Origin of the sequence: Myxococcus sp. MxC21-1 (genome assembly GCF_032612255.1) — a bacterium.
In the GTDB taxonomy this organism is placed as follows: domain Bacteria; phylum Myxococcota; class Myxococcia; order Myxococcales; family Myxococcaceae; genus Myxococcus; species Myxococcus virescens.
Genome location: NZ_CP123278.1, coordinates 8,760,978 through 8,785,068, shown reverse-complemented (window position 1 = coordinate 8,785,068; position 24,091 = coordinate 8,760,978). Strand labels below are relative to the sequence as shown.

General features: G+C 70.7%; 23 protein-coding genes. 14 read left to right on the top strand and 9 right to left on the bottom strand.

Translation table 11 applies throughout. The annotated features are described in order from the left end of the window. Positions 1 to 41 precede the first annotated feature (41 nt). From QEG98_RS39605 to QEG98_RS39585, 5 genes are all read left to right on the top strand, one after another. On the top strand, positions 42 to 845 hold the full coding sequence (locus tag QEG98_RS39605) for a protein phosphatase 2C domain-containing protein (protein ID WP_316565036.1): 804 nt from the start codon (positions 42 to 44) through the stop codon (positions 843 to 845). 4 nt (positions 846 to 849) lie between these two features. Beyond that, on the top strand, positions 850 to 2,727 hold the full coding sequence (locus QEG98_RS39600) for a hypothetical protein (protein WP_316565035.1): 1,878 nt from the start codon (positions 850 to 852) through the stop codon (positions 2,725 to 2,727). A gap of 58 nt (positions 2,728 to 2,785) precedes the next feature. Continuing rightward, the gene (locus QEG98_RS39595; protein WP_316565034.1) at positions 2,786 to 3,850 is read left to right on the top strand and encodes a nicotinamidase; all 1,065 of its coding nucleotides are present in this window, start codon (positions 2,786 to 2,788) and stop codon (positions 3,848 to 3,850) included. Positions 3,851 to 3,957: 107 nt separating this feature from the next. After that, positions 3,958 to 4,755 (top strand): hypothetical protein, encoded by a 798-nt coding sequence (locus QEG98_RS39590; RefSeq protein WP_316565033.1) that lies wholly within the window; start codon positions 3,958 to 3,960, stop codon positions 4,753 to 4,755. Between the two features lie 114 nt (positions 4,756 to 4,869). Next, a complete protein-coding gene (locus QEG98_RS39585) occupies positions 4,870 to 6,063 on the top strand; it encodes a glycosyltransferase (protein ID WP_316565032.1) in 1,194 nt (397 codons plus the stop codon). Here the strand turns inward: QEG98_RS39585 and QEG98_RS39580 are convergent. Further along, positions 5,994 to 7,235, bottom strand: coding sequence for a glycosyltransferase family 4 protein (locus tag QEG98_RS39580; RefSeq protein WP_316565031.1), 1,242 nt, complete (start codon positions 7,233 to 7,235; stop codon positions 5,994 to 5,996). The two genes, QEG98_RS39585 and QEG98_RS39580, sit on opposite strands and share 70 nt — an antisense overlap. A 113-nt stretch (positions 7,236 to 7,348) precedes the next feature. Here QEG98_RS39580 and QEG98_RS39575 point away from each other — a divergent pair, with 113 nt between their 5' ends. From QEG98_RS39575 to QEG98_RS39555, 5 genes are read left to right on the top strand one after another with little or no spacing between them, the layout of a single operon-like run. After that, positions 7,349 to 8,263 (top strand): hypothetical protein, encoded by a 915-nt coding sequence (locus QEG98_RS39575; RefSeq protein ID WP_316565030.1) that lies wholly within the window; start codon positions 7,349 to 7,351, stop codon positions 8,261 to 8,263. Positions 8,264 to 8,271: 8 nt separating this feature from the next. Beyond that, complete coding sequence (locus tag QEG98_RS39570; RefSeq protein ID WP_316565029.1) at positions 8,272 to 8,550, top strand: hypothetical protein; 279 nt, start codon at positions 8,272 to 8,274, stop codon at positions 8,548 to 8,550. Then, entirely contained in the window at positions 8,496 to 8,957 is a 462-nt protein-coding gene (locus QEG98_RS39565) for a hypothetical protein (RefSeq protein WP_316565028.1), read from the top strand. Before QEG98_RS39570 ends, QEG98_RS39565 begins: the two co-directional genes overlap by 55 nt. Next, positions 8,954 to 9,313 carry a hypothetical protein gene (locus QEG98_RS39560; protein ID WP_316565027.1) on the top strand — a complete coding sequence of 120 codons (360 nt, stop codon included), beginning with the start codon at positions 8,954 to 8,956 and terminating at the stop codon, positions 9,311 to 9,313. The genes QEG98_RS39565 and QEG98_RS39560 overlap by 4 nt, the downstream gene beginning before the upstream one ends. Further along, the gene (locus QEG98_RS39555; RefSeq protein WP_316565026.1) at positions 9,313 to 10,371 is read left to right on the top strand and encodes a hypothetical protein; all 1,059 of its coding nucleotides are present in this window, start codon (positions 9,313 to 9,315) and stop codon (positions 10,369 to 10,371) included. The genes QEG98_RS39560 and QEG98_RS39555 overlap by 1 nt, the downstream gene beginning before the upstream one ends. Here the strand turns inward: QEG98_RS39555 and QEG98_RS39550 are convergent. After that, positions 10,361 to 10,744 carry a serine/threonine protein kinase gene (locus QEG98_RS39550; protein ID WP_316565025.1) on the bottom strand — a complete coding sequence of 128 codons (384 nt, stop codon included), beginning with the start codon at positions 10,742 to 10,744 and terminating at the stop codon, positions 10,361 to 10,363. The two genes, QEG98_RS39555 and QEG98_RS39550, sit on opposite strands and share 11 nt — an antisense overlap. Positions 10,745 to 11,018: 274 nt before the next feature. Here QEG98_RS39550 and QEG98_RS39545 point away from each other — a divergent pair, with 274 nt between their 5' ends. Beyond that, positions 11,019 to 12,479, top strand: coding sequence for a HAMP domain-containing sensor histidine kinase (locus tag QEG98_RS39545; protein ID WP_316565024.1), 1,461 nt, complete (start codon positions 11,019 to 11,021; stop codon positions 12,477 to 12,479). Between the two features lie 121 nt (positions 12,480 to 12,600). Next, complete coding sequence (locus QEG98_RS39540; protein ID WP_316565023.1) at positions 12,601 to 13,206, top strand: hypothetical protein; 606 nt, start codon at positions 12,601 to 12,603, stop codon at positions 13,204 to 13,206. A gap of 12 nt (positions 13,207 to 13,218) precedes the next feature. On the opposite strand, the gene QEG98_RS39535 is transcribed toward QEG98_RS39540, so the two are convergent. The 4 genes from QEG98_RS39535 to QEG98_RS39520 form a co-directional block, all read right to left on the bottom strand. Further along, positions 13,219 to 13,584, bottom strand: coding sequence for a response regulator (locus QEG98_RS39535; RefSeq protein ID WP_316565022.1), 366 nt, complete (start codon positions 13,582 to 13,584; stop codon positions 13,219 to 13,221). Next, positions 13,581 to 13,919: a PEGA domain-containing protein gene (locus QEG98_RS39530; RefSeq protein WP_316565021.1), complete on the bottom strand. Its 339-nt coding sequence runs from the start codon at positions 13,917 to 13,919 to the stop codon at positions 13,581 to 13,583. The genes QEG98_RS39535 and QEG98_RS39530 overlap by 4 nt, the downstream gene beginning before the upstream one ends. 349 nt (positions 13,920 to 14,268) lie before the next feature. Continuing rightward, a complete protein-coding gene (locus QEG98_RS39525; protein ID WP_316565020.1) occupies positions 14,269 to 15,792 on the bottom strand; it encodes a GspE/PulE family protein in 1,524 nt (507 codons plus the stop codon). A 134-nt stretch (positions 15,793 to 15,926) separates the two neighbouring features. Beyond that, positions 15,927 to 16,217: a helix-turn-helix domain-containing protein gene (locus QEG98_RS39520; RefSeq protein WP_316565019.1), complete on the bottom strand. Its 291-nt coding sequence runs from the start codon at positions 16,215 to 16,217 to the stop codon at positions 15,927 to 15,929. A gap of 969 nt (positions 16,218 to 17,186) precedes the next feature. Between QEG98_RS39520 and QEG98_RS39515 the strand changes: the two genes are divergently transcribed. After that, positions 17,187 to 20,225, top strand: a complete 3,039-nt coding sequence (locus QEG98_RS39515; protein WP_316565018.1) for a serine hydrolase — start codon at positions 17,187 to 17,189, stop codon at positions 20,223 to 20,225. A gap of 38 nt (positions 20,226 to 20,263) precedes the next feature. Here the strand turns inward: QEG98_RS39515 and QEG98_RS39510 are convergent, their stop codons facing one another. Beyond that, positions 20,264 to 20,695 (bottom strand): hypothetical protein, encoded by a 432-nt coding sequence (locus QEG98_RS39510; RefSeq protein WP_316565017.1) that lies wholly within the window; start codon positions 20,693 to 20,695, stop codon positions 20,264 to 20,266. A gap of 210 nt (positions 20,696 to 20,905) precedes the next feature. Here QEG98_RS39510 and QEG98_RS39505 point away from each other — a divergent pair, with 210 nt between their 5' ends. Next, positions 20,906 to 21,670 (top strand): YIP1 family protein, encoded by a 765-nt coding sequence (locus QEG98_RS39505; RefSeq protein WP_316565016.1) that lies wholly within the window; start codon positions 20,906 to 20,908, stop codon positions 21,668 to 21,670. A gap of 15 nt (positions 21,671 to 21,685) precedes the next feature. On the opposite strand, the gene QEG98_RS39500 is transcribed toward QEG98_RS39505, so the two are convergent. Together QEG98_RS39500 and QEG98_RS39495 are read right to left on the bottom strand one after the other, a co-directional pair. After that, the gene (locus QEG98_RS39500; protein WP_316565015.1) at positions 21,686 to 22,783 is read right to left on the bottom strand and encodes a hypothetical protein; all 1,098 of its coding nucleotides are present in this window, start codon (positions 22,781 to 22,783) and stop codon (positions 21,686 to 21,688) included. 136 nt (positions 22,784 to 22,919) lie between these two features. After that, positions 22,920 to 24,068 (bottom strand): leucine-rich repeat domain-containing protein, encoded by a 1,149-nt coding sequence (locus QEG98_RS39495; protein ID WP_316565014.1) that lies wholly within the window; start codon positions 24,066 to 24,068, stop codon positions 22,920 to 22,922. Positions 24,069 to 24,091 lie beyond the last annotated feature (23 nt).

The following is a 24,091-nucleotide window of genomic DNA, read 5'->3' as shown; positions in this document are numbered from 1 at the left end:
CTGTCTCGCCGCACGTGCCCTTTCAGGGCCACGGGAGAGCCATGTCCGCGCTGCCCTTCGACGTCGCCGCTGCCTCGGTGCTGGGCCGGGAGCACGCCCGAGCCGGTCGCAACAACCAGGATGCGCTGTGCATCCGCGCCAGTGAGCATGGCCTGGTGGCCGTGGTGACGGATGGCTGTGGCAGTCAGCCCTGCAGTGAGCTGGGCGCACAGTTGGGCGCGCGCAGGTTGGCGCGGGCCGCGCTGGTGCGGCTCGCGGACGGTGAGCGCGTGGATGAGCCCACCTTCCTCCCAGGCCTTCGTGAGGATGTGTTGTGTCTGCTCAGTGAGCTCCGGGCGGACCTGGGGCGGGAGGTGATGGGGGACTTCCTCTTCACCGTGGTGGGCGCGGTGGTGACGCCCTCGCTGACGCTCGTCTTCTCCGCGGGAGACGGCGTGTGGGCGCTCAATGGCGAGGTGCATCCGCTCGGGCCGTTTCCGGGGAACGCGCCGCCCTACCTCGCCTATGCGTTGATGCACGGAGAGGACGTCGCGCTGACCCCGCGGGCCCTGGTGCCCACGGAGGACGTCCACGCGCTGCTGCTGGGCACCGACGGTGTGGCGGACCTGGAGCGGCTGGCCACCACGCGCATGCCGGCGGGGGACGAACTCGTCGGGCCGCTGTCTCGGCTCTGGACGGAGGACCGGTACTTCGCCAACCCGGATGCCCTGCGCCGCCGGTTGGCCTTGCTCAACCGGGAAGCCGTGCGCGCGGACTTCGCCTCCCAGCAACTGGCGCGAACTCCGGGCCTGCTGCCGGATGACACCACGCTGGTGGTGCTGCGCCGCCGCATGGGGAGGGCGTGAGGCCATGGACGTCTGGCTCGAAGGCAAGAAGGTGCGGTTGAACCCCGCGCGAGCGCTGGGCAAGGGCGGCGAGGCGGACGTGTTCGACCTGGGGGATGGCCGAGCGCTCAAGGTGTTCAAGCCACCCGAGCACCCCGACTACACGGGCCTGCCCGCGGAGCAGGCCGCGGCGCGCGTCCGGTTGGACGAGCACCAGCGCAAGCTGCGCGTCTTCCCGGCAGGACTGCCCGGCCGCGTGGTGGTGCCTCAGGCCCTGGCGACGGACAAGAAGGCGCGCGAGGTCCTGGGCTACGCCATGCGCAAGCTGGACGACGTGGAGCCCTTGCGGCGCTTCGGAGAGCCGTCGTTCCGCAGGGCAGGCGCGGCGTCCGGGCGGGTGGTGGACCTGCTGCGCGAGCTGCATCGGACGCTCGACGCGGTGCATGCGTCGGGCGTGGTGGTGGGGGACTTCAACGACCTCAACGTGCTCGTGGCGGGGACGTCGGAGGCGTACCTCATCGACGCGGACAGCTTTCAGTTCGGCGGGTTCCTCTGTCCGGTGTTCACGGAGCGCTTCCTCGACCCGCTGCGGCTCGGGAGCACGGGCACGCAAGGGTTGGTACCCAGCCGCCCCGCTTCCATCGAGAGTGATTGGTATGCCTATGCCGTCGCGGTGATGCAGTCGCTGCTGTGCGTGGGGCCGCACGGAGGCGTCTACAAGCCCAGGAGCGCGGCCGCTCGGACGACGCCCGCGGGCCGGGTGCTCCAACGCATCACCGTGTTCCATCCGGAAGTGCAGTATCCCAAGCCCGCGCTGCCGCTGGCGACCTTGCCGGACGACGTGCTGCACCACCTGCACCGCGTCTTCGTGGAGGACCTTCGCGGCGTCTTTCCGTATCCGCTGCTGGAGGGGCTGCGCTTCACCCCCTGCGCGTCGTGCGGCGTGGAGCATGCGCGAGCGGCCTGCCCGACGTGTCAGCCTCACGCCACCGCGGCCGCCACGCCGGTGACGTCGGTCCGAGGCCAGGTGACGGCGACGCGGTTGTTCTCCACGCGAGGCGTGCTGGTGCACGCGAGCAACGAGGCGGGCATCCTTCGCTGGCTCTACCACGCGGAAGGCGCGTACCGGCGCGAGGACGGACGCGTGGTGCTGCGCGGGGCGCTGGACCCGTCGCTGCGCTGGGCCTTGCAAGGGGACGTGACGCTGGTGGGCCGGGGCGGTGAAGTGGCGGTGCTGGCGCCCGGACGGCCCCCGGACCGCGTGGGCGTGGATGCGCCGGAGGGCCAGTCCGCTTACGCCACCAACGCGCGGCACCGGTACTGGGCCGTGGGCGGCGGGCTGTGGCGGGACGGCGCATATGGGCCGGAGCGCGTGGGCGCGGTGCTCGAAGGACAGACGCGGCTCTTCGTGGGGCCACGCTTCGGGTTGGGCTTCCATCGCGCGGGCGGCCTGCGCGGCGCCTTCGTCTTCGATGCGGAGCGCCTGGGCTTGAAGGATGGACTGTCGCTCCCCTGGCCCACGGGAAAGCTCGTGGACGTGGACTGTGTCTTCGATGGGCCCTCCGCCTGGCTGTTCCTGGTGGAGGAAGCCAGTGGGCGCACGCTGCATCACTGTGTGGTGGTGGGCCACGACGGCGCCGTGCGCGCGAGCGCGGTGGCGGAGGCCGGTGACGGCTCGTGGCTGGGCAGCGCGCCACGTGGACGGTGCGCGGCGGGCGACGCGCTGTTCTGCGCCACCGATACGGGGCTCACCCGTGTGGAGCTTCGGCAGGGCCGCCTGGAGGCGGTGCGCGAGTTCCCGGATGCCGAGCCCTTCGTGGACGCGGGCTGCTCGCTCTTCCTCGTGCGGCAGGGGCTGGCGGTGGTGGGGCGGCAGGACATCACCGTGCTGCGAATGAACTGAAGGGACGTTTCTCAACCGCGTGGAGCGGGTGCCTCCACGCCTCACAGGAGGTAGGACGATGAAGACGCAAGTGAAGGCGCTTCCGCTTCCGAGGTTCTACGACGCGGCCCATGCCGGGCAGTTCGGATACAGCCCTGACGCGGGGAAGCTCCAGGTGGAGGCCCAGCGCTGGCGCGCGGCGAACGACGTCTCCATGTCGGCGACGGACGCGTTCAACCTGCACCTGTTGCTCATCGACGTGCAGAAGGACTTCTGCTTCCCGGAGGGCTCGCTCTACGTGGCGGGACGCAGCGGGCGCGGCGCCGTGGATGACAGCCGTCGCATCGCGGAGTTCATCTACAGCAACCTCGGCGCGCTGACGAACGTGACGGCGACGCTCGACACCCACTTCGCATACCAGATTTTCTTCCCGTCCTTCTGGGTGGACCAGGACGACCAGCCGCTGACGCCGTACCGCGAGGTGACGCGCGAGCAGATTGAGCGTGGGCAGGCGCGGCCCAACCCCGCCATGGCGAAGTGGCTGTGCGGTGGCAACTACCCCTGGCTGCTCAAGCAGGTGAAGTACTACTGCGAGGAATTGGAGCGGGCGGGCAAGTACACGCTGTACCTGTGGCCGCCGCACTGCCTGCTGGGCAGCGACGGGCACGCGCTGGCGGGGGTGGTGCAGGAGGCGCGGCTGTTCCACGCCTTCGCGCGTGGCATGCAGTCGTGGGCGGAGGTGAAGGGGGGCAATCCGCTGACGGAGAACTACTCGGTGCTGCGCCCGGAGGTGCTGGGGCGGCATGACGGCCAGCCGCTGGCGCAGCGCAATACCCAGTTCCTCAAGACGCTGCTGACCGCGGACGCGGTGGTGATTGCAGGGCAGGCGGCGAGCCACTGCGTGAAGAGCTCCATCGACGACCTGCTCGGGGAGATTGTCGCGCAGGACGCGGCGCTGGCTCGCAAGGTGTACCTGCTGACGGACTGCATGTCGTCGGTGACGGTGCCGGACGGCAAGGGGGGCTTCGCGGCGGACTTCACCCCGCAGGCGGAGGCATCGCTGAAGCGCTTCGCGGACGCGGGGATGCACCTGGTGAAGTCCACGGACCCGCTGGCGAGCTGGCCGGACCTGCGCATCGCCTGAGCCTCGCGGCGCGAGGCGTGACGACACACAGCAATCGCTTCGCCTGCGCTCGCGCGAGCGGGACAGGCGGAGCCCTGCCCTCGGGAGAGGGAGAAGGAGCACGGGACATGAGCAGCAAGGCGAATGGCAGTGGCATCCGGAAGCTCTTCGATGATGCGCATGCGGAGGGCGTGCTGAGCCCGGCGGGATTGCAGGCGCTGACGGTGGTGGACCTGGGCGCGCAGATTCAGGCGGGGCTCGGCGTCTGCGTGGAGGACGTGCAGTCCAGCGAGGTGGTGCTGGTGACGGTGATGCCGGATGACTCGGGGAGCATCGACTACTCCGGGCATTCGAAGACGGTGTGTGACGGGCACAACCTGGTGCTGGACGCGCTGCTGGCGAGCAAGCAGAAGGACGGCGTCCTCTTCCACACGCGCTACCTCAACGGGTTCGTGCTGAACCCGTACCGGCCGGTGGAGGACGTGGTGCGGATGCATGGCAAGAACTACCGGGCGGACCATGGCACGCCGCTGTACGACCAGTCGGTGGTGCTGCTGGGCACGGTGCTGGCGAAGGCGCAGGAGTTCAGCGCCAACGGCGTGCCGGTGCGGACAGTGACACTGTTGATTACGGATGGCTCGGACCAGCACTCGACGTCGGCGAAGGCAAAGGACGTGGCGGCGCTGGTGAATGACCTGAAGCGCGCGGAGAATCACATCGTCGCGGCGATGGGCATCAACGATGGGAGCACGGACTTCCGGCGCGTGTTCCGCGAGATGGGCATCGACGACAAGTGGATTCTCACGCCAGGGCAGAGCGCGCAGGAGATTCGCGCGGCGTTCCAGGTGTTCAGCCAGTCCGCCGCGCGGGTGAGTCAGGGGGCCGCGAGCTTCAGCCGGACGGCGCTGGGGGGCTTCGGGCAGTGAGGGAGCACGCCCAGGGGGCGGTTGCCGTGCTCCTGGGCGTCTCACGCAAGACACCGGCTCCAGGCCCAGGTTGCGGGTGGCGATGGCGCGTGATGGAGGTAGCGTTGCGCGGCCATGTCTGACAGCCCGCGCGTCCTCCTCATCGCTGAACGCTTTCCTCCCGACATCGGCGGCCTGGCCCGCAGTGGCGCGCGCACCGCGGGCTCGCTGGTGAAGCTGGGCGCCCGGGTGGACGTGCTGGCCTGGACGCGCACGGCGGCGCCAGGCGCGCTCCAGACGGTGGAGGACGCCGGGGACGTCTCACCCTTCGCGCGGGGTGTGACGCTCCACCGGCTGGGGTTGTTCGGCAGCACGGACCTGTCCATGCAGCACACGCTCGACGTGCTCGGCTACCTGCACGCGAAGCAACGCTATGACCTGGTGTGGGGGCACTACCTGTCTCCGCCCGGGTTCCTCGCCGTCGCCTTCGCCGAGTCCGTGGGCATTGCCTCCACCGTCAGCGCCCGGGGCAATGACGTGGACCAGCTCATGTTCCCCCCGGGCGACTTCGCGCGCCTGCTGTGGACGCTGCAACGTGCCCGCGTCCTCACCGCGGCCTCCGCGGACCTGGGCCGGAAGATGTGCATGCTCCTGGGACGGGACGAAACCGTGGAGGTCATCCCCAACGCCGTCGACACCGGCATCTTCTCCCCCGGTCCCGCGGACCCGGCGCTCCGGGCGCGGTTGGGCATCGCCCCAGACGAAGCCGTGCTCGGCTTCTCCGGTGAGCTCCGGCACAAGAAGGGGCTGCCCTTCCTGCTCTCCGCCCTCACCGAGGTGCGCCGCGTCCGGCCTGCGTGCCTGCTCGTCATCGGCGAGGTGCGGCCGCGCGACGCCGAGCACCTGGTCGCCTTCCGCGCCGAGCATCCCGAGGACGCCGCGCGCATCCTCATCTCCGGGCCGCTGGACGCACCGGAGGCCATCGCCGCGCACCTGCGCCTGTGTGACGTCTACCTCCAGCCATCGTTGTGGGAAGGCATGCCCAACGCCTTGCTGGAGGCCATGGCCTGTGCCCGGCCCGTCATCGCCAGCGACGCTGGCGGCATCCCCGAGGCCGTGGACGCCGGACGCAACGGCTTCATCATCTCCAAGGCCCTGCTCAATCACCTGGGGCAGGCGTGCCTGGACGTCCTCTCCCTGCCGCTCGAACAGCGCGCCGCGATGGGCGCCGCCGCCCGTCAGCGCATCGAGGAGCGCTTTCAGGCGCACGCGGAGGCAGAGGTGCTCCGTCGCGTGCTGGCCCGCGCCATCCCGAGCCGCTCCTCATAGGCGCTCACCAGGGCTTCGCCCGCGCGGCTCCATGGGAAGTCGCGCTCCACTCGCGCCCGTGCCTTCGCGCTCAGCGCTGGGCCCAGGGTGGGGTCCGCCCGCAGGGCCTTCACCGCTTCAGCAATCGCCTTCGCGGAGCCCGGCCGTATCAGCATCACCTCGTCCGGCGCGGCCAGGGTGCTCACCACGGGGAGGTTGCTGGCCACCACGGGCGTCCCGGTGGCCATGGCCTCCAGCAGCTTCAGCGGACAGCAGCCCTGCACGCAGTTGCGGTCGTTGAAGGGCAGGGGCACCAGCACCACGTCGCAGGCATGGTGCAGCGCCGCCAGCTCCGCCTGGGGCAGGGGCTCCAGCAACTCCACTGTGCCCTCCAGCAGCAGGTCACCGCACCGGTCCATCAGCGCCCGTCGTGTGTGCCGGCGCAGCGGGCCCACCAGCGTCAGCACCGTGGGCATGTCCCGCCGCAGCAACCGGCAGGCCTCGATGGCATGGTGCACGCCCTGCCAGGACGTCATCGTCCCGCTGTACAGCATCCGCACGGGACGCCCGGGCTCCAGAGGGCGCGGCGGCGCGTACCGGAACACCTCCAGGTCGGCGCCGTTCGGAATCACCCGCACCCGCGAGGCGTCCACGCCCCGGGTCGTCACGAGGTACTCCGCCGTCACCGTGCTCGGGGTCACCACCAGGTCCGCGCGCGAGAGACAGATGTCCTCCTGCGCCACCAGCTTGCGCAAGAGCTCCGCGTCATCCGCCACGTCCGGGTAGTGATACTTCAGCTCGATGGAGGGCAGGCCGTTCACCTCGAAGACGAGCGCGTCCGTCAGCGCCTCCTTCCGGCAGGCGACGGGGTAGCCCTCGAAGATGGAGCGCACGTGTACGACGGAGGCTCGCGGCCTTTCGCGCCACCATGCCGCCAGGTGCGAGCGGAATGACAGGGCCTGGGCCATCAGGTCCTTCCCGCGTGATTCCAGCGGGTGGTACGTCACGCCCTCCGCCAGCGCGAGCGGCCCGGTGGGCGCGGTGGGGTTGTCCCGGATCGCGACCAGGTCGACCCGGCCAAAGGCCGCGCCCAGTGACTCCACGAAGGCCCGGATGTGCACCGCGGCGCCCTTGGGCGAAGGAAAGCGGTCGAACGACGCGTAGACGATGCCGGTGCCGGGAGGGGGAGACACACTCGCGTTGCTATCGCGGCTCGGCCGGGCCGGCAAACAGGAGGGTTTGACCCCTACGGCACGGGCCCTTACGCTTCCCTTTCTTTCGTTCCGCCGAGGGGGCGCGACTCACCGTGGCATTCAACATCGACCGCTTCCGCGAGGAACGCGTCTACAGATGCAGCGGCCCCATCAGGGAGTTGCAAGAAGACCTCGAGCGGCTGCGCCTCCTGGACATGGATGTGGAGCAGTCGCGGCGGAAGTGGCGGCAGTCGGCCTGGGTGTCTCTGGCCGCCACCGTCGCCATCTTCATCTACCGGATGACGCTGGATGAGGGGCTCGAGGACGCACTCGCACAGCGGCTCACCCTGTGGCCGGGCCTCGTGCTGCTCGCGGGGACCGTGGGGTGCTTCGTCGTGTACCTTCGCTTCCGGCGCCTGGACCTGGAGAACCGGCGGTACACGCTGGCCTCTCAGGTCATCCATCGGCTGCGCCGTGACATCGGCCCTGATGCGTCGGTGAGGCTGGAGCTCGACTTCACGCCCGCGGACAGCTCGGAGAAGCTGCTCGGCAAGCACACCACGCCCAGCGGCTGGAATGCGGAGAACTTCAGCGACCCGTGGTTCTCCCTCCAGACGCGGCTGCTGGACGGCACGCACCTGCGCATCGCCATGGTGCAGCGGCTCATGAAGCGGTCGCGCACCCGGCGCAGCGCCAGCGGCAAGTACAAGACGAAGCACCGGCAGGACAGCTGGGCGTTTCTCCATGTCCAATTGCGCGTGAAGGCGGCGCGTCATCAGGACCTGGCGCTGCTGGAGCCGGAGGCCCGTCAGGCGATGCGCCTGCCGGAGGACGTCGCCGTGGACAAGCTCCAGTTGGGCGAGGACCGGATGTTCCTGCGCACCCTCGTGGAGAAGGACTGGGATGCCGGGCCCAACGTGCAGGGGGACGCGGTGGATGCGCCGAAGACGGTGGTGATGATGCTGCTGAGCCTCTACCAGGTCCTCAACTACTCCAGACAACTGCGTCAGCAGGCGAAGGCTTCGTGATGATGGGCATGGGCCGGTTCCTTCTCTGTTGTTCCCTGGTCGCGCTCACGGGCGCCGCCGGGTGCTCCAAGCCCGGTGACGCCGAGGCGCCGCGAGCCGTTCGCGCTCAGGAGGCCGCCAGCGCCCCCGTCGCCGCCGCGGACGTGAAGGGCCTCGAGGGCAAGCTCAAGTTCAAGGACGACGCCGACCGCGAGCGCTTCTCCTCAAGCCGAAGGATGACGGCGCCAAGCTGGTGGATGGCGAGGAGCGCGAGCTGGCGCGTTACAAGTGGAAGGGCGCGGCGCTGAAGGTCTCCGGCCCGGATGATGTGGCGCTGGGGTATGTCGTCGGCTCCGCGGGCGGGGCGCTCACCGTGCGGGACGGTGAGCAGCGGCAGGTGCTGTTCACGCTCGCGCGGCAGGGGCCGGGCTGGCGCCTCAACGACATGAAGGGCACGCTCCTGTACTCCGTGTGGCCGGAGGACGACGGTGCTCGCATCCAGGACGGCGCGGGCGCGGACGTGGCCCGCGTGAAGGTGCGCGAGGGCAAGGTCTCCCTGCGTGATGCGCAGGGGCGCACGTTGCTCGCCACCAAGTCGCTGCTGGCGGCGGAGGCCGCCGCGTGTCTCGCTTTCGAGGCGCTGGAGCTGCCGCTGCGCATGGCGCTGCTCTTCCACCTCCAGGCGCCGCCGTCCCAGGAGCTGGCCCAGCCATGAGTGGATTGGTCTGCCAGGAGAACGTGGGCTTCCTGTTCTCCCATGGCTGCGGGAGCCCCGCTGCCATGACGTGCATGCAGTGCGCGATGCCGCTGTGTGAGCAGCACGTGACGTCCGTGGGCGCGGAGATGCTCTGCGCGACGTGCGCGCGGCAACACGAGGACTACACGGGCGACCGGAGCGGCGTGGACGAGGACCACCCGAGCTACTACTACGACGACTACGGGTACTACGGCGCCTCCGCCTCGTCGGGGAGCGGCAGGGCCCACGACGCCAACGATTTCACCGAGGCTGACGGCGAGAGCCTCCGCCACGAGGACGACGCCTCCTTCGAGGAGGACATGGGCGGGAGCTGATGGCTGGCCGCTGGCTCGTCTATGCGCTGGGAGGCGGCATGGGGCATCTGACCCGCGCCTCCGCGTTGGCTCGTGCGGCCTCGCGCCGAGGGCACGCCGTCGTCCTGCTCACCAACAGCCCGTTCGCGAGCGGGCTCCCACTGGAGGACGTGCTGGGCGCCGGTGTCGAGGTGTTCCGGCTCAATCCCGCGCTGGGGCGCGAGGCCGTGGGCGAAGTGGTGGAGCAGTGCCTGGCGGACGTGCGCCCGGACCTGTTCGTCGTGGACACCTTTCCCCGGGGGCTCGGTGGCGAGCTGGCGCCGCTGCTGCCCTCCGTGCGCGCGCGCAAGGTGCTGATTCACCGCGACGTGAACCCCACGTACGTGAAGCAGTACGGCCTGGCGCGGGCGGTGGACGCGTTCGACCTGCTGCTCGTCCCGGGTGAGGCCGCGCCCTTCGCGAACCATCCTCGCGCCGTGAGGACCGCGCCCTGGCTGCTCCTGCGTGCCAGCGAGCTGCTGCCCCGCGACAAGGCCCGCGCGCGGCTGGGCGTGCCCGCGGAGGACCCGCGCGCCCTGGTGGCGGTGATGGGCTGTGGCACCCCCGAGGAGGTGGGGGAGGCGGGGCACATCGCCGCCCGGCTGGACGCGATGCTGGGGCCAGAGGCCGTGGTCCGGTGGCTGGTGCCACCCGGAGCGGCGATGGATGTGCCCGCGCCGCGCGCGAAGCAGGGCGGCCGGGCAGGGGCTTCCCAGGAGGAGGGCCTGACCCTGCGCATGCCCACGTGGCCCGCGCTGGCGGTGCTCCCCGGCGTGGACGTGCTCGTCGGCGCGGGAGGGTACAACACCGTGCAGGAGGCCCGCGTCACCGGGACGCCCTTCGTGGCGCTCGCGCGGCCCCGGCTCTACGACAGGCAGGCCCTGCGGCTGCGCCCCGAGGAGCGGGCGGGCTCCGTGGAGGCGCTGGTGGCGCGCGCCGCCGGGCTCGCTCGTGCCCGACCGGCTCGGAGCACGAGGCCCTACGTCAACGGGACGGACGACGCGGTGACGCTCATCGAGCGCACCGTCCTCAGTGCTTGAGGTCCTTGTGCCCCGGCGCCGGGTCGATGCCGTGCGCCATGATGAAGTGGTAGAGCGCCTGCGGGTCTTCCTTGGGCCCGCCCATGAGCTCCACCAGGAAGTGGCCCTGGGGGCCCGTGTCCGGGTCGGGGGCGATGTTCACCTCCGTCACCTCGCGGCCGGGGATGACCAGCTCGCCCACCAGCACCTTGCCCTTGAGGACCTGCACGATGTGCTGGCGCTCCTCTTCCAGGAGGGCCCAGTGGAAGTCGTCGTGGTCATACAGCATGGCGTCCACGGAGCCGCACCGCAGGATGCAGTGCGTGTGCTCCTGGAGCCAGCGCCAGAAACCATCGAATTTCAAGGTGCGTACCGGCTGGGAGATGATGTCCATGGAGACCTCTCGCTCGTCGGCCAGGGCGCTTGCCGGCCACGTATCGCCCCTCCCTAGCACGGCTGGCGCCATCCGGTGATGTCCCCTTTCAGGGAACGGGTCAGGCGTGTCCGCTTGCTGTCCGGTCCGCGAATCCCGTGGGCATTGGCGGTGTTGCTCCTCTCAGCAATGGGGGTGGCCCTCGTGTCTGGGAACCCCGTGAGGAGCGTGCGTGAAGGTCTCTTCGGGTCTGCCCCGTGTTCCAGATGGCCCTCGTTCCGCCCGGGGCGGCTCCATGAGCCTGCGCTCCTGGCTCGCCGCCACCATGGGGGTGCTGACGTTGGTGACGTTGGCGGCCGCCACCCTGCTCATCGTCCTGACGAGCGTGCTCGACCGTTCGGCCGCGACCCTGGGGGTCGCCTTCGGGGGCATCCGGGTGTCCGAGGAGCTGGAGGTGGGGCTGCTGGCGCACGACCGGATGGTCCGGGAAGGCCCCGTCAAGGTGCCCCGTAGCCCGGGCGGGCTGTCGCGGTTCGAGCTGGAGGCCTCGCTGTACCGGCAGATGGGGGAGCTGCGGCGCATCGCCTCGACGGAGGCGGAGCGTCAGCGGCTCGACGCTGTCCGCGAGGACGTGGACGTCTACTTCTCCGCCCAGTGGGACCCGGTGCGCGCGGAGCAGGAGGCGGGCCCGGCGCTGGACGCCGCGTTGAGTGGCCTGGAGCAGGTCAGCTCCATCAACGTGGAGCGCGCGCGCGTGGCCCGCTCGGAAGCGGAGCGGTGGAACAACATGGCGGACTCCGTGGGCGTGGTGCTCTGCGGCTTGCTGCTGTTGGGCGTGCTCGTCGTAAGCGTGCTGCTGCGGCGCGTGGCGCTCCAGCCGCTGCGGGACATCAGCCAGTCCATGCGCCGCTTCGGCGCGGGCCGCAGGCGCGCCCGGGCCCCGGAGGCCGGGCCCACCGAGCTGCGGGACATGGCGCGCACGTTCAACGAGATGGCCAACAGCCTGGCCCACCAGCAGGAGCAGCAGCTCGCGTTCCTCGCGGGCGTGGCGCACGAGCTGCGCAATCCGCTGTCCGCCCTCAAGTTGTCCACAGCCCTGTCGGACCGCAGCCGCGCCCAGCTCACGCCCGAGCGCATGGACCGCACCCTGGCCCTGGTAGGGCGGCAGGTGGAGCGACTGGACCGCATGGTGGGCGACCTGCTCGACGCCACCCGCATCGAAGCCGGCAGGTTGGAGCTGCGCCCGGAGGTGCGGGACGCGCGTGAGCTGGCCCGCGAGGTGGTGGAGCTCTACCGCTCCGGCGACACCGGCCATGGCCTCCGTCTCAGCCTGCCGGACGTGTCCGTGCCGGTTCGCGCGGACCCGGCCCGGCTGGAGCAGGTGCTCCACAACCTCATCAGCAACGCGCTGAAGTACTCGCCGGCGGGCAGCACCGTGGAGGTGTCCGTGCGCCGCGAACAGGACACGGCTGTCCTTTGCGTGACGGACCAGGGCATCGGCATTTCCGAGGAGGAGATGCGCCTGCTCTTCGCGCCCTTCCAGCGCACCGGCAACGCCCGTCAGCGCGCTCCGGGCGTGGGCCTGGGCCTGTCGGTGGCCCGGCGCATCGTCGAGGGGCATGGGGGCAGCATCGACGTGACGAGCCAGCCCGGCCATGGCTCCGTCTTCTGCGTGCGGCTGGCCGTGGCCACCGAGGCCGCCCGGCATGTCGAAGAAGACGCGGGGCTGACGTCCCCCGAGGACACCCTGCACTAAGGGGCTGCCCCCGGGTTGGCGCGAAGCGTCGCATGGCGCGCGTCCGCGTGTAGACGGCGGATGCGTTCCCGCAAGGCCCGACGTACCTTCGGGGTCCAACCTTCAGGAGTCGCCTGCCCTTATGAAGACCCCGCGCCGCGCCGCGCCGCTCGCCGCCCTCCTGGCCTTGGGAGGGCTGGGGGCGTGTGCCTCCCGCCAGCAGGCACCGACCGCCGCCGCGAAGCCCGAAGCCCCGCGGGCCGCCGAGCCTGTCGTCCGGTCCACGGAAGGGGGCTTCTCCGTCGCGATTCCCGGGCCGGTGAGCGAGGAGCGCCGTTCGCAGGAGACGGATGTCGGCGCGGTGACACTCCACACCTTCGTCGCCGTGCGGCCGGAGGTGGATACCGCCTACTACGTCTCCTACACGGACTTCCCCGCGGCCGCGGTGTCCCAGGCGGACCCGCGTGACGTGGTGGCCCGTGCCAGCCACGGGGCGCTGGAGGCGCTGGGCGCCACCGGGCTGTCCGCGCGGCCGCTGGTGCTGAGTGGCTTCCCGGGCTGGGAGGTGGAGGGCGTGTCCGGCCCACGCCACCTGCGCGGACGCTTCTTCCTGGTGGGGCCCCGGCTCTACCAGCAGTTGTTGCTACACCCGGAGGGCAAGCCGCCCCAGGACGCGGACCGCTTCTTCGAGTCCTTCCAGTTGGACCCGCAGGTGGCCGCGATGTTGATGGGAGAGCGGCGCTCCTGAAGGGGACGTCCGTCAGTGGCGGTGTTCGCCCACCGTGCTCAGGAGCGCGTCCATGTCGAAGGGTTTCTTGAGGATGGCGCGGACACCGGGCAGGTGGGCGAGGCCGCTCGCCGTGACGAGGATGATGGGCAGCTCCGCCAGGCGCTGCTCCTGCTGAATCCGGCCGACGAACTCCTCGCCGTCCATGACGGGCATCATCAGGTCCAACAGGATGAGGCACGGCCGCACCGCGTGGGGCCCGGTCAGCAGCTCCAGGGCCTCCTGGCCGTTGGCGGCCTGGGCCACGGCGTAGCCTTCGAAGGACAGGATGTCCTGGACGGCCTCTCGGATGTCGGCGTCGTCGTCCACGACGAGCACGGTAGGGGACGCGGCGCTCACGGCTTCGCGCTGCTCTTCCCCTTGCGCAGCCTTCCGAAGAGCTGGGTCATGGTGTCGTGACGGCATGGGAGCGTGTGTTCCAGGGAGCTGAAGCCTCGGCGCGTGAGCTTCACCGTAACCGGCGCGTCTGTCACGCACTCCAGCGTCACTGACAGCGGCGTGGTGCCTTCGGTTCGACCGTTCACAGAGACTGTCGCGCCCGACGGAGCGGAGTCGACCATGAGCAGGCTGGCGCCTTCCATGAACGCGCGCTGCTCACGGACCTCTCCCTCGCGGACCTCCGAGGGTGGGTCGAAGCTCGGGGCCAGCGTCGTCTCGGGGCGGGCGGCGCCCACCTCCTCCGGGGTGACGGGGGCGCTCCGACGTGCCGGAGCGCGGGGAGCACGAGGAGGCTCGCGGCCAGCAGGCCCGCGGCCGCGCCGCAGAGCTTGAGGACGGCGGCCAGCGGGCTGGGCGGCGGCGGCGGTGGCGGCGCCTGGAAGGTCCGCTTCCGGGGCTGGGCCTGGGGCGCGGGTGACTCGGCGGGCTCGGCCTCCTGGGGCGTCTGCGCCTGGAGGTGGGCCAGCTCCTCGGTGCGTCCCATCAGCGACTGGGACCAGGCATCGGGGTCGGATGACGCATCCGTGACGGGGCCGCGGGGAAAGGGAGGGGTGTTCACGTGAGGTCGCTTCCTGGAGAGAGGGCTCAGCCGCCAACGACGCGGAACACTTCACGCAGCGACGTGTCGCCCGTGCGAGCGCGTTCGACGCCCGCGGCCAGCAGGGGCACCATGCCCTCCTGGACCGCGAGCTCCTGGATGCGGGAGCTGGGCACCTTGGCGTTGATGGCGTCGCGGATGCCCTGGGAGACCACGAGCATTTCGTAGAGGGCGGTGCGGCCCAGGTAGCCGCTGCCCTCGCAGCGTTCACACCCCACGGGGCCGAAGAAGTTCCCGCGCCGGATTCCGGCGGCATCCAGCCGCACCGCCTCCTCGGGCGTCAGGGGCAGGGGCGCGCGGCAGTGGGGGCAGAGGCTGCGCACCAGTCGCTGCGAGAGGGTGGCGACCGTCGCGGAGGCGAGCAGGAAGGGCTCCACGCCCATGTCGATGAAGCGGTTGAACGCGCCCGCGGCGGAGTTGGCGTGGATGGTGCTGAGCAGCAGGTGGCCGCTGAGGCCCGCCTGGATGGCCGTGCGCGCCGTCTCCGAGTCGCGAATCTCACCCACCATGATGACGTTGGGGTCCTGCCGCAGCACCGCGCGCAGGCCCTGCGCGAAGGTGAAGCCCTGCGCGGCGTTGACCTGCGTCTGCGCGAAGAGGGGGACGTCGAACTCGATGGGGTCTTCGATGGTGGCGATTCGCGTGAGCTCGCCGCGCGACTGCTGGATGTGGCCCAGCGAGGCATACAGCGACGTCGTCTTGCCGCTGCCGGTGGCGCCCGCCACCAGGATGAGGCCCTGCGGCAGCGCGAGCAGCTCCTGGTACTTCGCGAGCAACACGTCAGGGAAGCCGAGCGCCGGCAATTGGGGCAGCCGCACGCCGGTGCGGGCGATGCGCAGCGCCACCGCGGGGCCGTGGTTGGTGGGGAGGATGGACACGCGGATGTCCGCGGGTCCGTCGTCCGTGGTCCACGGGAAGTGCCCGTCCTGGGGCTTGTCCAGGTCGTACAGCGCCAGCTTCGCCAGGACCTTGACGCGGTTGATGAGCCGCGAGTGGTGCTCGCGCGGGAAGGAGAGCACTTCCTCCAGCACGCCGTGCAGGCGGAACGCGATGCGCGTGCCTGCTTCCAGCGGATGGATGTGGATGTCGCTGGCGCCCAGGCGGATGGCGCCATCCATCAACTGGCCCATGAAGGCGATGATGTCTGGATCCGGCTTCGCGGCGATGCGGCCCAGCCGCTGGCCCAGGTCCTTGAGCAGCGTCCTGACGGCGGTGGCCGTGTCATGGGTGAGCACCTCGAGCGGGGAGATGCTGGGGCCCTTGGGCAGAGGCTTGGGCCGGGGGGCGTGGTGCCGTGCGCGGCGAGCCACCACGCCGGAGGCGTAGCTCAGACCGAACGCCAGGGCCACGCTGCCCGCGAGCAGCGGTGACAGCACGGCCTGGAGGTAGCGTCCGCCTTCCTGGAGGAGCGTGGCGGCGCCCAGCGACGAATGCCGGTAGGCCCACATACCGACGCCGCCCACCACCACGAGGACCGTCAGGGTCCACAGCAGGCTCGCGACTCGATTCATCAGCGGGGTCATGAGACGCCGCACGCTACCATCGGGGTTGGCGCGCTCTCAAAAGTCCCCGGGGTCTGGCTGGCGGACCCCGGAGGGTCAGGACCGATGGGCGTGTCCTGACCCCCTGGGAACCCCTGTGAGGCTCAGCGCTCCTCGAACATGGCCTGGATGACGCGCCAGGCGAGCTCGACCTCGCGGCCCGAGCGCAGGGACAGGAAGTCGCAGATCTCCGCCACGGCGTTGGAGCGCTCGCGCTCGAAGCCCTGGAAGAGCGTCTTCAAGGAGACGTCGAGCCCCTTGGAGAGCTTGCCCAGGGTGTCCAGGGACGGAGAAAACGAACCGCGCTCAATCCGGCGGATGGCGTCCACGGACAGGTCGCTGCGTTCCGCGAGCGCTTCCTGCGTGAGCTCCCGGGTCGTCCGAAGCTTGCGCACGTGGTCGCCAAACCGGCGGTGCAACCGCGTCCAGTTCGCGACCCTGTTGTTCCGTTTCTCCATAAGAGGGAGCGGATAATTTGGGGTATCTCGGTCGCAAGTGAAGGGAGGATGTTCGGGGCTTGACCTTGCATTTGCGCCGGGCTGTTTCTCCCGCAACTTCCGTTGACTCACAGGCATCCACTCCGCCGCTGCCAGGACCGCGGAGCGTGGGCGCTGGGGCTGCTCCTCCAGCAGGCGGGGAGACGCTGGCCGGGAACATGCGCACGCAGGGGCTTTCGTCTACGCTGCCGACTACATGACGCATTCGGAAGTCGGGCGGAGCGGCCGGCGGACCTGGTTCCCGGTCCTGCTCGGTGGCCTGTTGACCGCCTGTGACATCGGGTCCTCGCCTCGCGCCGCCACACCCCTGCTTCCGCGCCAGAGGCACCGGTCGCGCGCCCCGCTGAACCGCCGCGACCGTCCCCCGCGCCAGAGGTCCGCCGGCGGATGCCTGTGCGTCCCGAACGGACCGCCGAGGTCCAGGCCCTGGCCGAGAAGCTGGGCGCGCCCGGTTCGAAGGTGGAAGACCCCTGCGTGGCACCCCTGGGGAACGGCTGCGCGCGCACGGCGCTGGCGCCCTTCTTCGCGTCGCTGGATGCGTTGGCCGCGGGCACCGCCACCCGTCCCGTCGTCATCGAGGCCTTTGGCAACTCGCTGATTGCGGGGACCGCATCGTGGACGTCCTGCGCGACGACCGGCCACGGCGTTCGGAAGCGCGGGCCGGGGCGTGTTGCTCGTGGACCGCATGGCGCCCTACGGCGGGCGAGGCCGCACCAGCGCCAGCAGCAGTGGGTGGCAGCCGCGCACCCTGGGCGAGCTGCGCGCGCCTCCGCACGCTTTCGGTATCACCGGCGTGTATCACGTGGCCACGAACGCCAAGGCCCGCAGCCGCTTCAAGCTGGATGGCGAGCCGCGCGGAACGCTGTGGTGGCTGGACGTGCCGGCGCGGGCGCGGTCAGCCTCTCCAGTGGCGGCAAGGTGCTGGCGCGGACCGAGCCCACGGGAAGCGGCTTGTCGCGCGCCACCCACTTCGAGCTGCCCGAGGACGCACAGACGCTGGACGTGGTGGCCGAGGGACAGGGCGCGGTGGTGCAGGGCGTGGTGTTGCAGCACGCGCGGCCCGGCATCGTCCTGGACACGCTGGGTGTGCCTTCGTCGGACGCGAGCCTCTATGCACGCATCGACGGCGCCACGCTCACGTCCCAGCTCGCGGAGCGTTCGCCCCAGTTGCTCGTCTTCTTCCTGGGGGGCAACGAGTCCAAGCGCATCGAATGGAAGCGCCTGGACATGGAGAAGCTGCGCACGGACCTGCGGGCGCTGCTCCGTCGCGCGCGGGAGGCGGCGCCCGGAAGCGCGTGTCTGCTGGTGGGGCCCATGGACGCGGTGAAGGGGCCCGGCGCGAAGGCTCAGGCGCTGACGCAGCGCCCCTCGCTGGAGGCGGTCAACGCCGCCGAGCGGGAGGTCGCGCTCGCCGAAGGGTGTGCCTTCTTCGACTTCTACGCCGCCATGGGCGGAAAGGGGCGCTCGCGCGCTTCCATGCGTCCGGCTACATGCATGACGACCTGGTGCACCCGCGCGGCGCGGGGCTGGACGTGCTGGGGCACCTGGTCACCGACGCGCTGCTGCGCGCCTATGTGGAGACGCCGCCGCCCGCGCGGGGGTCGCGGCGGTGATGCCCACGCCCTCGGGAGCGGGAGCCACGCCCACCGGGGTGTCCGAGCCCAGCGCGGAGGCGACGCCATGAGACTTGCGTTCGTGCGGTATGGGGCCGCGGTGCTCCTGGGGCTCGCGGGGCCCGTGTCCCTGGCGGCGCCTCGGGCCTCGCTGGGGATGGTGTGTGAGCCCGCCAGTCTCGACGCCGAGCAGACCCCTCGGGCCTTCTCCGAGGAAGTGCGCGGCGCCCTGGACGCGGTCGTCCGCGCCGAGCTGTCACAGGGGCCCGTCGCGGGGCTGTCCGTGGGCGTGACACGCGGCGCGGAGCGCTGGGTGTGTGCCTATGGCCTTCGCGACGTGGGCCGCAAGCTGCCCGCGACGCCGCGCACCACGTACCGCATGGCGTCCGTCACCAAGTCCTTCACGGCGGTGGCGGTGCTGCAGTTGGTGGAGCGGGGGAAGCTGAGCCTGGACGCGGACATCTCCACCCTGGTGCCGGCCTATCCGGCCAAGCAGTGGCCTGTCACGGTGAGGGACCTGCTGGGCCACGTGAGCGGCGTGCCCACCTATGACGGGGTGGCGTCCACCCGCAACGTGAAGGCGGTGAGCACGGAGGCGGCCATCGCCGCCTTCGCGGGCAAGCCGCTCGCCTTCGAGCCGCGCACCCGCTACCTGTATACGACGTGGGGCTACAACCTGCTGGGCGCGGCGGTGGAGATGGCCTCCGGCCAGTCCTACCGCGACTACCTGCGCGAGCACATCTTCAAGCCCGCGGGCATGCCGAACGCGGACCTGGACATCACCGCCACGCGCGATGAGCACCAGGCCAAGGGCTACCGCATCCAGGGGGCGGCGCTGAAGCCGTCGCGCTTCCTCGACGTGTCCAGCCGCTTCGCCGGTGGTGGCACCCGCGCCACGGTGGGGGACATGCTGGGCTTCGGCCGCGCCGTGCTGTCGCACACCCTGGTGTCGCGCGAGACGATGGGCCGCATGCAGACGTCCATGTCCACCGTCGACGGGCGCCTCACCGACTACGGCATGGGCTTCGCGACGTATCCGCTGCGCGGCCACTACGTGGTGGCCCACGCGGGCGGCCAGCCCGAGACGACCACGCTGCTGATGATGCTCCCCGCCGAGGACACGGTGATTGCCCTGGCCTCCAACGTGGAGGGCGAGGCGCGGCGCATGCGCCGGCTGTCCATCCGCTTGCTGGAGCAGGTGCTGGAGGAGGGCAACACCCGCCGCGATGCCTACGTGGCGGACCCGGTGGACGCGGTGGTGCACGAAGGGCTCAGCCGCGTCGCCAGCTATGGGCTGTCCTATCACCAGTGGGCCACGCGAGGCCCGGGCGTGCTGCCGGAGGAGACGGACCTGCCCGGCGCCTTCGCGCAAGTGTCCGCGATGCTGAACCGGAAGGAGATTGGCCGGGACACCCGGGCGGCGCTGGAGCGCGTCCGAAGCGGGCATGACCCGCGTCTGCGCGCCCTCTTCATCCGCGTGGGGGCGCACATGGCCCGCACGTTGGAGAAGGTCCACGGCGCGGCGCGGCTGAAGGACTACACCGTCGAAGGACCGCTGGCGTTCTTCGAGGATTATCTGGCCGCTTGTGACGCGAAGCAGGTTCCAGAGGCGGCGCGCATCGGCGAGCCGCTGCGCGCGGACGTGCTCCGCCTGGCCGCGAGCTGGAAGCGCGCGCAGTTGCCCGAGCTCCAGCGCCTGCGCCTGGACGAGGAGAAGAACCCGGAGGCGCGCTGGGCCGCGCTGCGCAAGTCCGTCACCGCGTCGCCGGGGTTCCATCCGGATTACTCAGACGAGTTGCTGCGCATCGCGGAGGGCTTCGCCTGGCGCAAGCAACCCGCGGCGCGGCGGCGCTGGTTGGAGCGGGCGGTGGAACTGCAGCCCCGGGGGCTGGATGCGCGCTGGGCCCTGGCCGAGGCGTTGCTCGCGGCGAACCCGGAGGAGGCCGTGCTGCCGCATCTGCGCGAGGCCGTGGCCACGCCGCAGGGCACACTGGCGCTCGCGCCTCGGAACTTCCTGAAGCGCCTCATCAACGCGGAGTCCACCGCGGTGGCGGCGGGCCTGCTGCGCGCGGGCGTGGCGCTGCATCCGGATGCGCCCGAATTGTGGGATGCGTTGGCGAAGCGGGAGCAGTCCCTGGGCCGGAAGGCGGCGGCCACCGCGGCCCTGCGTGAGGCGAAGCGGGCGCGTGAGGCGCCCAGGCCGGAAGCCGCGCCGGCGCCCTCCGTCCCCGAGGTGCCGGGCGCCAGCGGCCCCGTGCCGGATGACCATGGGCTGGTGCCCGCGGGGAAGTGAGCGTCACCGCCGGAGCTCGTGACTCCGGCGGAGGCGGCTCAGTTCTCCGGACGTGGCGTCAGCTTGCCGGACAGCATGCAGGTCGTCGCGATGGGCTTGTCCTTGTAGAGGGCCGGCTTGAAGCGCCACTGCTTGATGGCCTCCCGGTTCTTCGCGTCCAGGCCCACTCCGGGCTTGAGCATCAGGCAGTCGGTGGCCGTCCCGTCGAGCTGGATGGTGCACCTGAGCTGATAGGTGGTCGCCTTGATGCGGGTGAGTCGCGAAGGGTCGAACTGGAGGTCCTCTCCCTTGATTCGCTCGGGGCGCATCGGCGGGCGGCCGCAGGGGATGGGCGTGCTGCGGTCCATGTTCTGCTCGAAGGCCTCCAGGTTGCGCTGGAGTTCGGCTTCGAATGCCGCCTGGTCCTGCGTCGCGGGCTCGGCGGCCAGGACGGGCGCGGACAGCAGGAGGAGGGAGACAAGCCCGGGCATGTGCATGGTCTCTCCCTTAAGCGTGAGTGGGGTGGGGCGAAAACGTGATGCCGACACCCTGACTTCCTGGCGGGCGCCCATGCGAGGATGAGGGCACGTATGCGCATCCCGTGTCCTCGTTGTCAGGCCTTCGCCGTCCCAGGTGCGCAAAGCTGCGCGTGGTGCGGCGCGTCTCTTCTGCAGGAGGCCACGCCAGGCTCCGCGGACCCCGTGTGTGCCGTCCACCCGGAGCTGCTCAGCCTGCATGCGTGTGGCCGGTGCGGCAGCTTCGCGTGCGCGCAGTGTCTGCGGAAGGGGCCCGGGGACGAGCCCCTGTGCGCCGCGTGTCATGACCGCGTGCCCGCGGATGCCCTGCCGTGGGACCGGCGCGATGAGCTGGGGACCCTGCGGGCGTACTGGCAGACCTGTGTGGCGGTGATGCTGCGTCCCGCGGCCACCTTCGCGTGCGCGCGGCCGGAGGGGTCGGTGGGCAGCTCCCTGGGCTTCGTGGCGCTGTCCAACCTGGCCGCCTCCTTCACCACGGCGCTCTTCTACCTGGCCCTCCTCTTCTCCATCCCGCGTGACATGATGGATGGCGACAACGTCTCCCAGAGCGGGTTCCGGCTGGTCGGAGTCGGGGTGTTCGGGGCGATGATGGTGCTGGTGCCCGTCGTGGGCATGCTCGTCGCGCTCATCAACTCCGCGCTGGACCACGTCGTGTTCCGGATGGAGGGCACCGGTCAGCCCTTCGAGGTCACCCTGCGCGCCAATGCCCTGTCGCTGTCGCCCTACATGACGGGGCTGATTCCCTTCTGTGGCATGTATGGCGCGCCCTTCTGGGCCCTGGGGCTGCGCATCTACGCGTACCGGAGCCTGCACCGCACGGGCTGGGGCACCGCGGCGGTGGCAGCCCTGGCGGTACCGCTGCTCTCCTGTGGTCTGTTCTTCGCTGTCTACGCGGTGATTGCGGTCGTGGGCGCCAGCATCGGCGGGTAGTTCGCCGCGCGAGCGCTACGGCCCCGTCACCGTGCTGGCGGGCGCCGCCGCGGTGACGGTCCGCTGCTGGGGCCAGAAGCGCGTGCCGTGGACGTTCTCCAGCGCGGCGATGCGCTTCTTCGTCTTCGCGTCGTAGACGCGGGCGGCCTGCTCGGCGGAGACCAGCAGCAGGCGTCCGCGCATCCGCAGCGCCACGGTTGACGTGGGCGCGAGCGCCAGTTGCTCAGGCTCCACCAGCCGGTCGTTCACCTCCCAGCGCAGCGGGAGCATGAGCGTGGGCAGCTCGCCCGTGGCTTCCCAGGAGTAGAGCGGGCCCTGGTGCGTCTCCATGGAGACCCACATGCCGTAGGCCGTGTGGCCCCGGTCCTTCACCACCGCGTCCAGCCGGGCCGCGTCTTCGTTGCCTTCCTCCAGCTCCGACTCGGAGAGCCGGTCCGCGTCCTGGCTGAAGGTGGAGGACGTCAGCCGGCTGGCCGTGGCCAGGGCTTCCGTGCCCAGGGCACCGTCCATCTCATACAGCGTGGCCACCGTCTCCAGGTGCTTCCACTGGCCGGCCTCGTGGCGGTACGCGTGCGCCAGGCCCGGGCTGCCGTCCGCCTCCGGGAGGAGGAAGCGCTTGCCGTCGAAGAGGAAGTACTCACTGCCGCTCTCCATCTTCCGCGGCAGGTCCTCCAGCTGCGACACCAGCGCGACGACGTGGCCCGCTTCGTCGAAGCCCAGCGTGTCGGTGTGGCCGAGCTCGGGCAGCAGCAGCCGGGTGCTCTGGCCGGACTCGAAGTCCACCAGCCAGGCGCGCGGAGGCAGCTCGCCGTTGCCCCGGTCCATCACCAGGCCCTGCCGGCCACGCGGCCCCCAGGCCAGCTTGAGCCGCTCGCACACCGCGTCCACGGTGGCGAGCGGCTTGCGTGTGCCCGACGACTCATGGCGAATCCAGGTACATCCCGAGGGCGACGCCGCTTCGAGGAAGGACAGGGTGTAGCCAGGCGCGGGCTCGGTGGGCGCCGGCGGCGGAGTGGCGGAGGGCTCGGGGGCGGGGTCCTCGGACTTCTTGCAGGCGCTGCCCAGAAGCAGCGTCGAGCCAAGGATGACGGCGGGGCCGAGACGGAGACTCATGTTGCGCTCCAGCGGAAAAAACGGCCCTTCACCATGGCAGATGGTTGGGCCTCAGAGGAAGCCACCCCAGGAGTACCCGAAGGGTGCGCCGGGGTCATCTGGACCTCGTCGCTCGCCTCCCTGGTGGGTTCGCGCTTCAAGCCCGGAAGCCCACGTTGCATTCGGGGAGCGCCTTGCGCAGGGCCTCGACTTCTTCGGGGGGAAGGGAGGTCTGGTAGAGGTCCAGGTGCTTGAGGCTGCTCATCCGGGACAGCCATGGCGGCAGGGTCGTCATGGGCGTGGCCTTGAGGCCCAGGCTCCTCAAGCGCGTGAGCTGGCCCACCGCCTCCGGGAGCGTGCGGACGCCGGTGTTGTCCAGGCTGAGGGACTCCAGCCCCTCCAACTGCCCGAGCTCGGGAGGAAGCGTCTCCAGCTTCGGGTTCCAGGCGAGGTCGAGTTGTTTCAGCTTCGTGAGCCGGCTCAGCGTGCCGGACACCTGCGTCAGTTGTGCGTGCTTCAGCGTCAGGCGCTCCAGCTCGGAGAACTCGCCGATCAGCTCCGGGACGACGCCGAGCTTCCGCCCCAGGAGGAAGATGTCCTTCGTGTCTCGGGGGAAGGTGTCCAGGATGGCCGCGGCTCCCTGGTCGCGGGCCTTCGCGGCGGCTTCACCGAGAGACTCCTGCATCAGGCCCAGCGGGTCTCCCAGCGAAGGGACTTTCTTGCCGCTCGGTTTCGTGGAGGCGCCCTTGCTCAGCGCCGCGAGCTTCTTGGTGAGCCACGGCGTGAAGGGCCCCAGTTCGAGCGTGGGCAGGCTGTCTTCCACGGACCAGACGACCAGCGCGTCGTCGTGCGCGCTCCTGCCGAAGCAGTAGCCGTTGACGTCATTGAGGTCCTCGGACGCGAACATCACGAAGCGGTAGGTGTGCCGCCCCGCCTCGCGCTCCTCCCGGACGGTCGTCCACTGCCGTCCAGGTTCGCCCATGCCTTCCGAGGCCTGGATGCGCCAGCGCGGGGGCAGAAAGCTCAGGCCCTTCTTGCCGGTGGTCACCCAGCGATAGCCCAAGGCCTCGACGAAGCGCTGATAGTCCTCCGGAAGGAGCGAGCTCAGGTCGGGCGCATGCTCGAAGGTCATGTGCATGGGTTCCAGGTCCGCCGGGTGCTGGCCCGCGGCGTTCTGTCCCAAGGTGTTCCGCAGCGTCGCTTCCAGGTCCTGCCACGCGGTCTCGATGGGGACAGGCGGCGCCTTGCCTGGCTTCTTCGCCTTCGCCGCGGAGGCTCGTGGTGGAGGGGGCTTCTTGGTCGCCATGGCGTTGCCTACCGCCTTGGCGA

What these genes read in the sequence shown, in the direction of transcription:
- QEG98_RS39570 (WP_316565029.1), top strand. Translation starts at nt 8,272, where the DNA reads ATGGGCCGGTTCCTTCTCTGTTGTTCCCTGGTCGCGCTCACGGGCGCC.
- QEG98_RS39500 (WP_316565015.1), bottom strand. Translation starts at nt 22,783, where the DNA reads ATGAGTCTCCGTCTCGGCCCCGCCGTCATCCTTGGCTCGACGCTGCTT.
- QEG98_RS39560 (WP_316565027.1), top strand. Translation starts at nt 8,954, where the DNA reads ATGAGTGGATTGGTCTGCCAGGAGAACGTGGGCTTCCTGTTCTCCCAT.
- QEG98_RS39540 (WP_316565023.1), top strand. Translation starts at nt 12,601, where the DNA reads ATGAAGACCCCGCGCCGCGCCGCGCCGCTCGCCGCCCTCCTGGCCTTG.
- QEG98_RS39595 (WP_316565034.1), top strand. Translation starts at nt 2,786, where the DNA reads ATGAAGACGCAAGTGAAGGCGCTTCCGCTTCCGAGGTTCTACGACGCG.
- QEG98_RS39585 (WP_316565032.1), top strand. Translation starts at nt 4,870, where the DNA reads ATGTCTGACAGCCCGCGCGTCCTCCTCATCGCTGAACGCTTTCCTCCC.
- QEG98_RS39545 (WP_316565024.1), top strand. Translation starts at nt 11,019, where the DNA reads ATGAGCCTGCGCTCCTGGCTCGCCGCCACCATGGGGGTGCTGACGTTG.
- QEG98_RS39510 (WP_316565017.1), bottom strand. Translation starts at nt 20,695, where the DNA reads ATGCCCGGGCTTGTCTCCCTCCTCCTGCTGTCCGCGCCCGTCCTGGCC.
- QEG98_RS39605 (WP_316565036.1), top strand. Translation starts at nt 42, where the DNA reads ATGTCCGCGCTGCCCTTCGACGTCGCCGCTGCCTCGGTGCTGGGCCGG.
- QEG98_RS39590 (WP_316565033.1), top strand. Translation starts at nt 3,958, where the DNA reads ATGAGCAGCAAGGCGAATGGCAGTGGCATCCGGAAGCTCTTCGATGAT.
- QEG98_RS39525 (WP_316565020.1), bottom strand. Translation starts at nt 15,792, where the DNA reads ATGAATCGAGTCGCGAGCCTGCTGTGGACCCTGACGGTCCTCGTGGTG.
- QEG98_RS39600 (WP_316565035.1), top strand. Translation starts at nt 850, where the DNA reads ATGGACGTCTGGCTCGAAGGCAAGAAGGTGCGGTTGAACCCCGCGCGA.
- QEG98_RS39495 (WP_316565014.1), bottom strand. Translation starts at nt 24,068, where the DNA reads ATGGCGACCAAGAAGCCCCCTCCACCACGAGCCTCCGCGGCGAAGGCG.
- QEG98_RS39550 (WP_316565025.1), bottom strand. Translation starts at nt 10,744, where the DNA reads ATGGACATCATCTCCCAGCCGGTACGCACCTTGAAATTCGATGGTTTC.
- QEG98_RS39555 (WP_316565026.1), top strand. Translation starts at nt 9,313, where the DNA reads ATGGCTGGCCGCTGGCTCGTCTATGCGCTGGGAGGCGGCATGGGGCAT.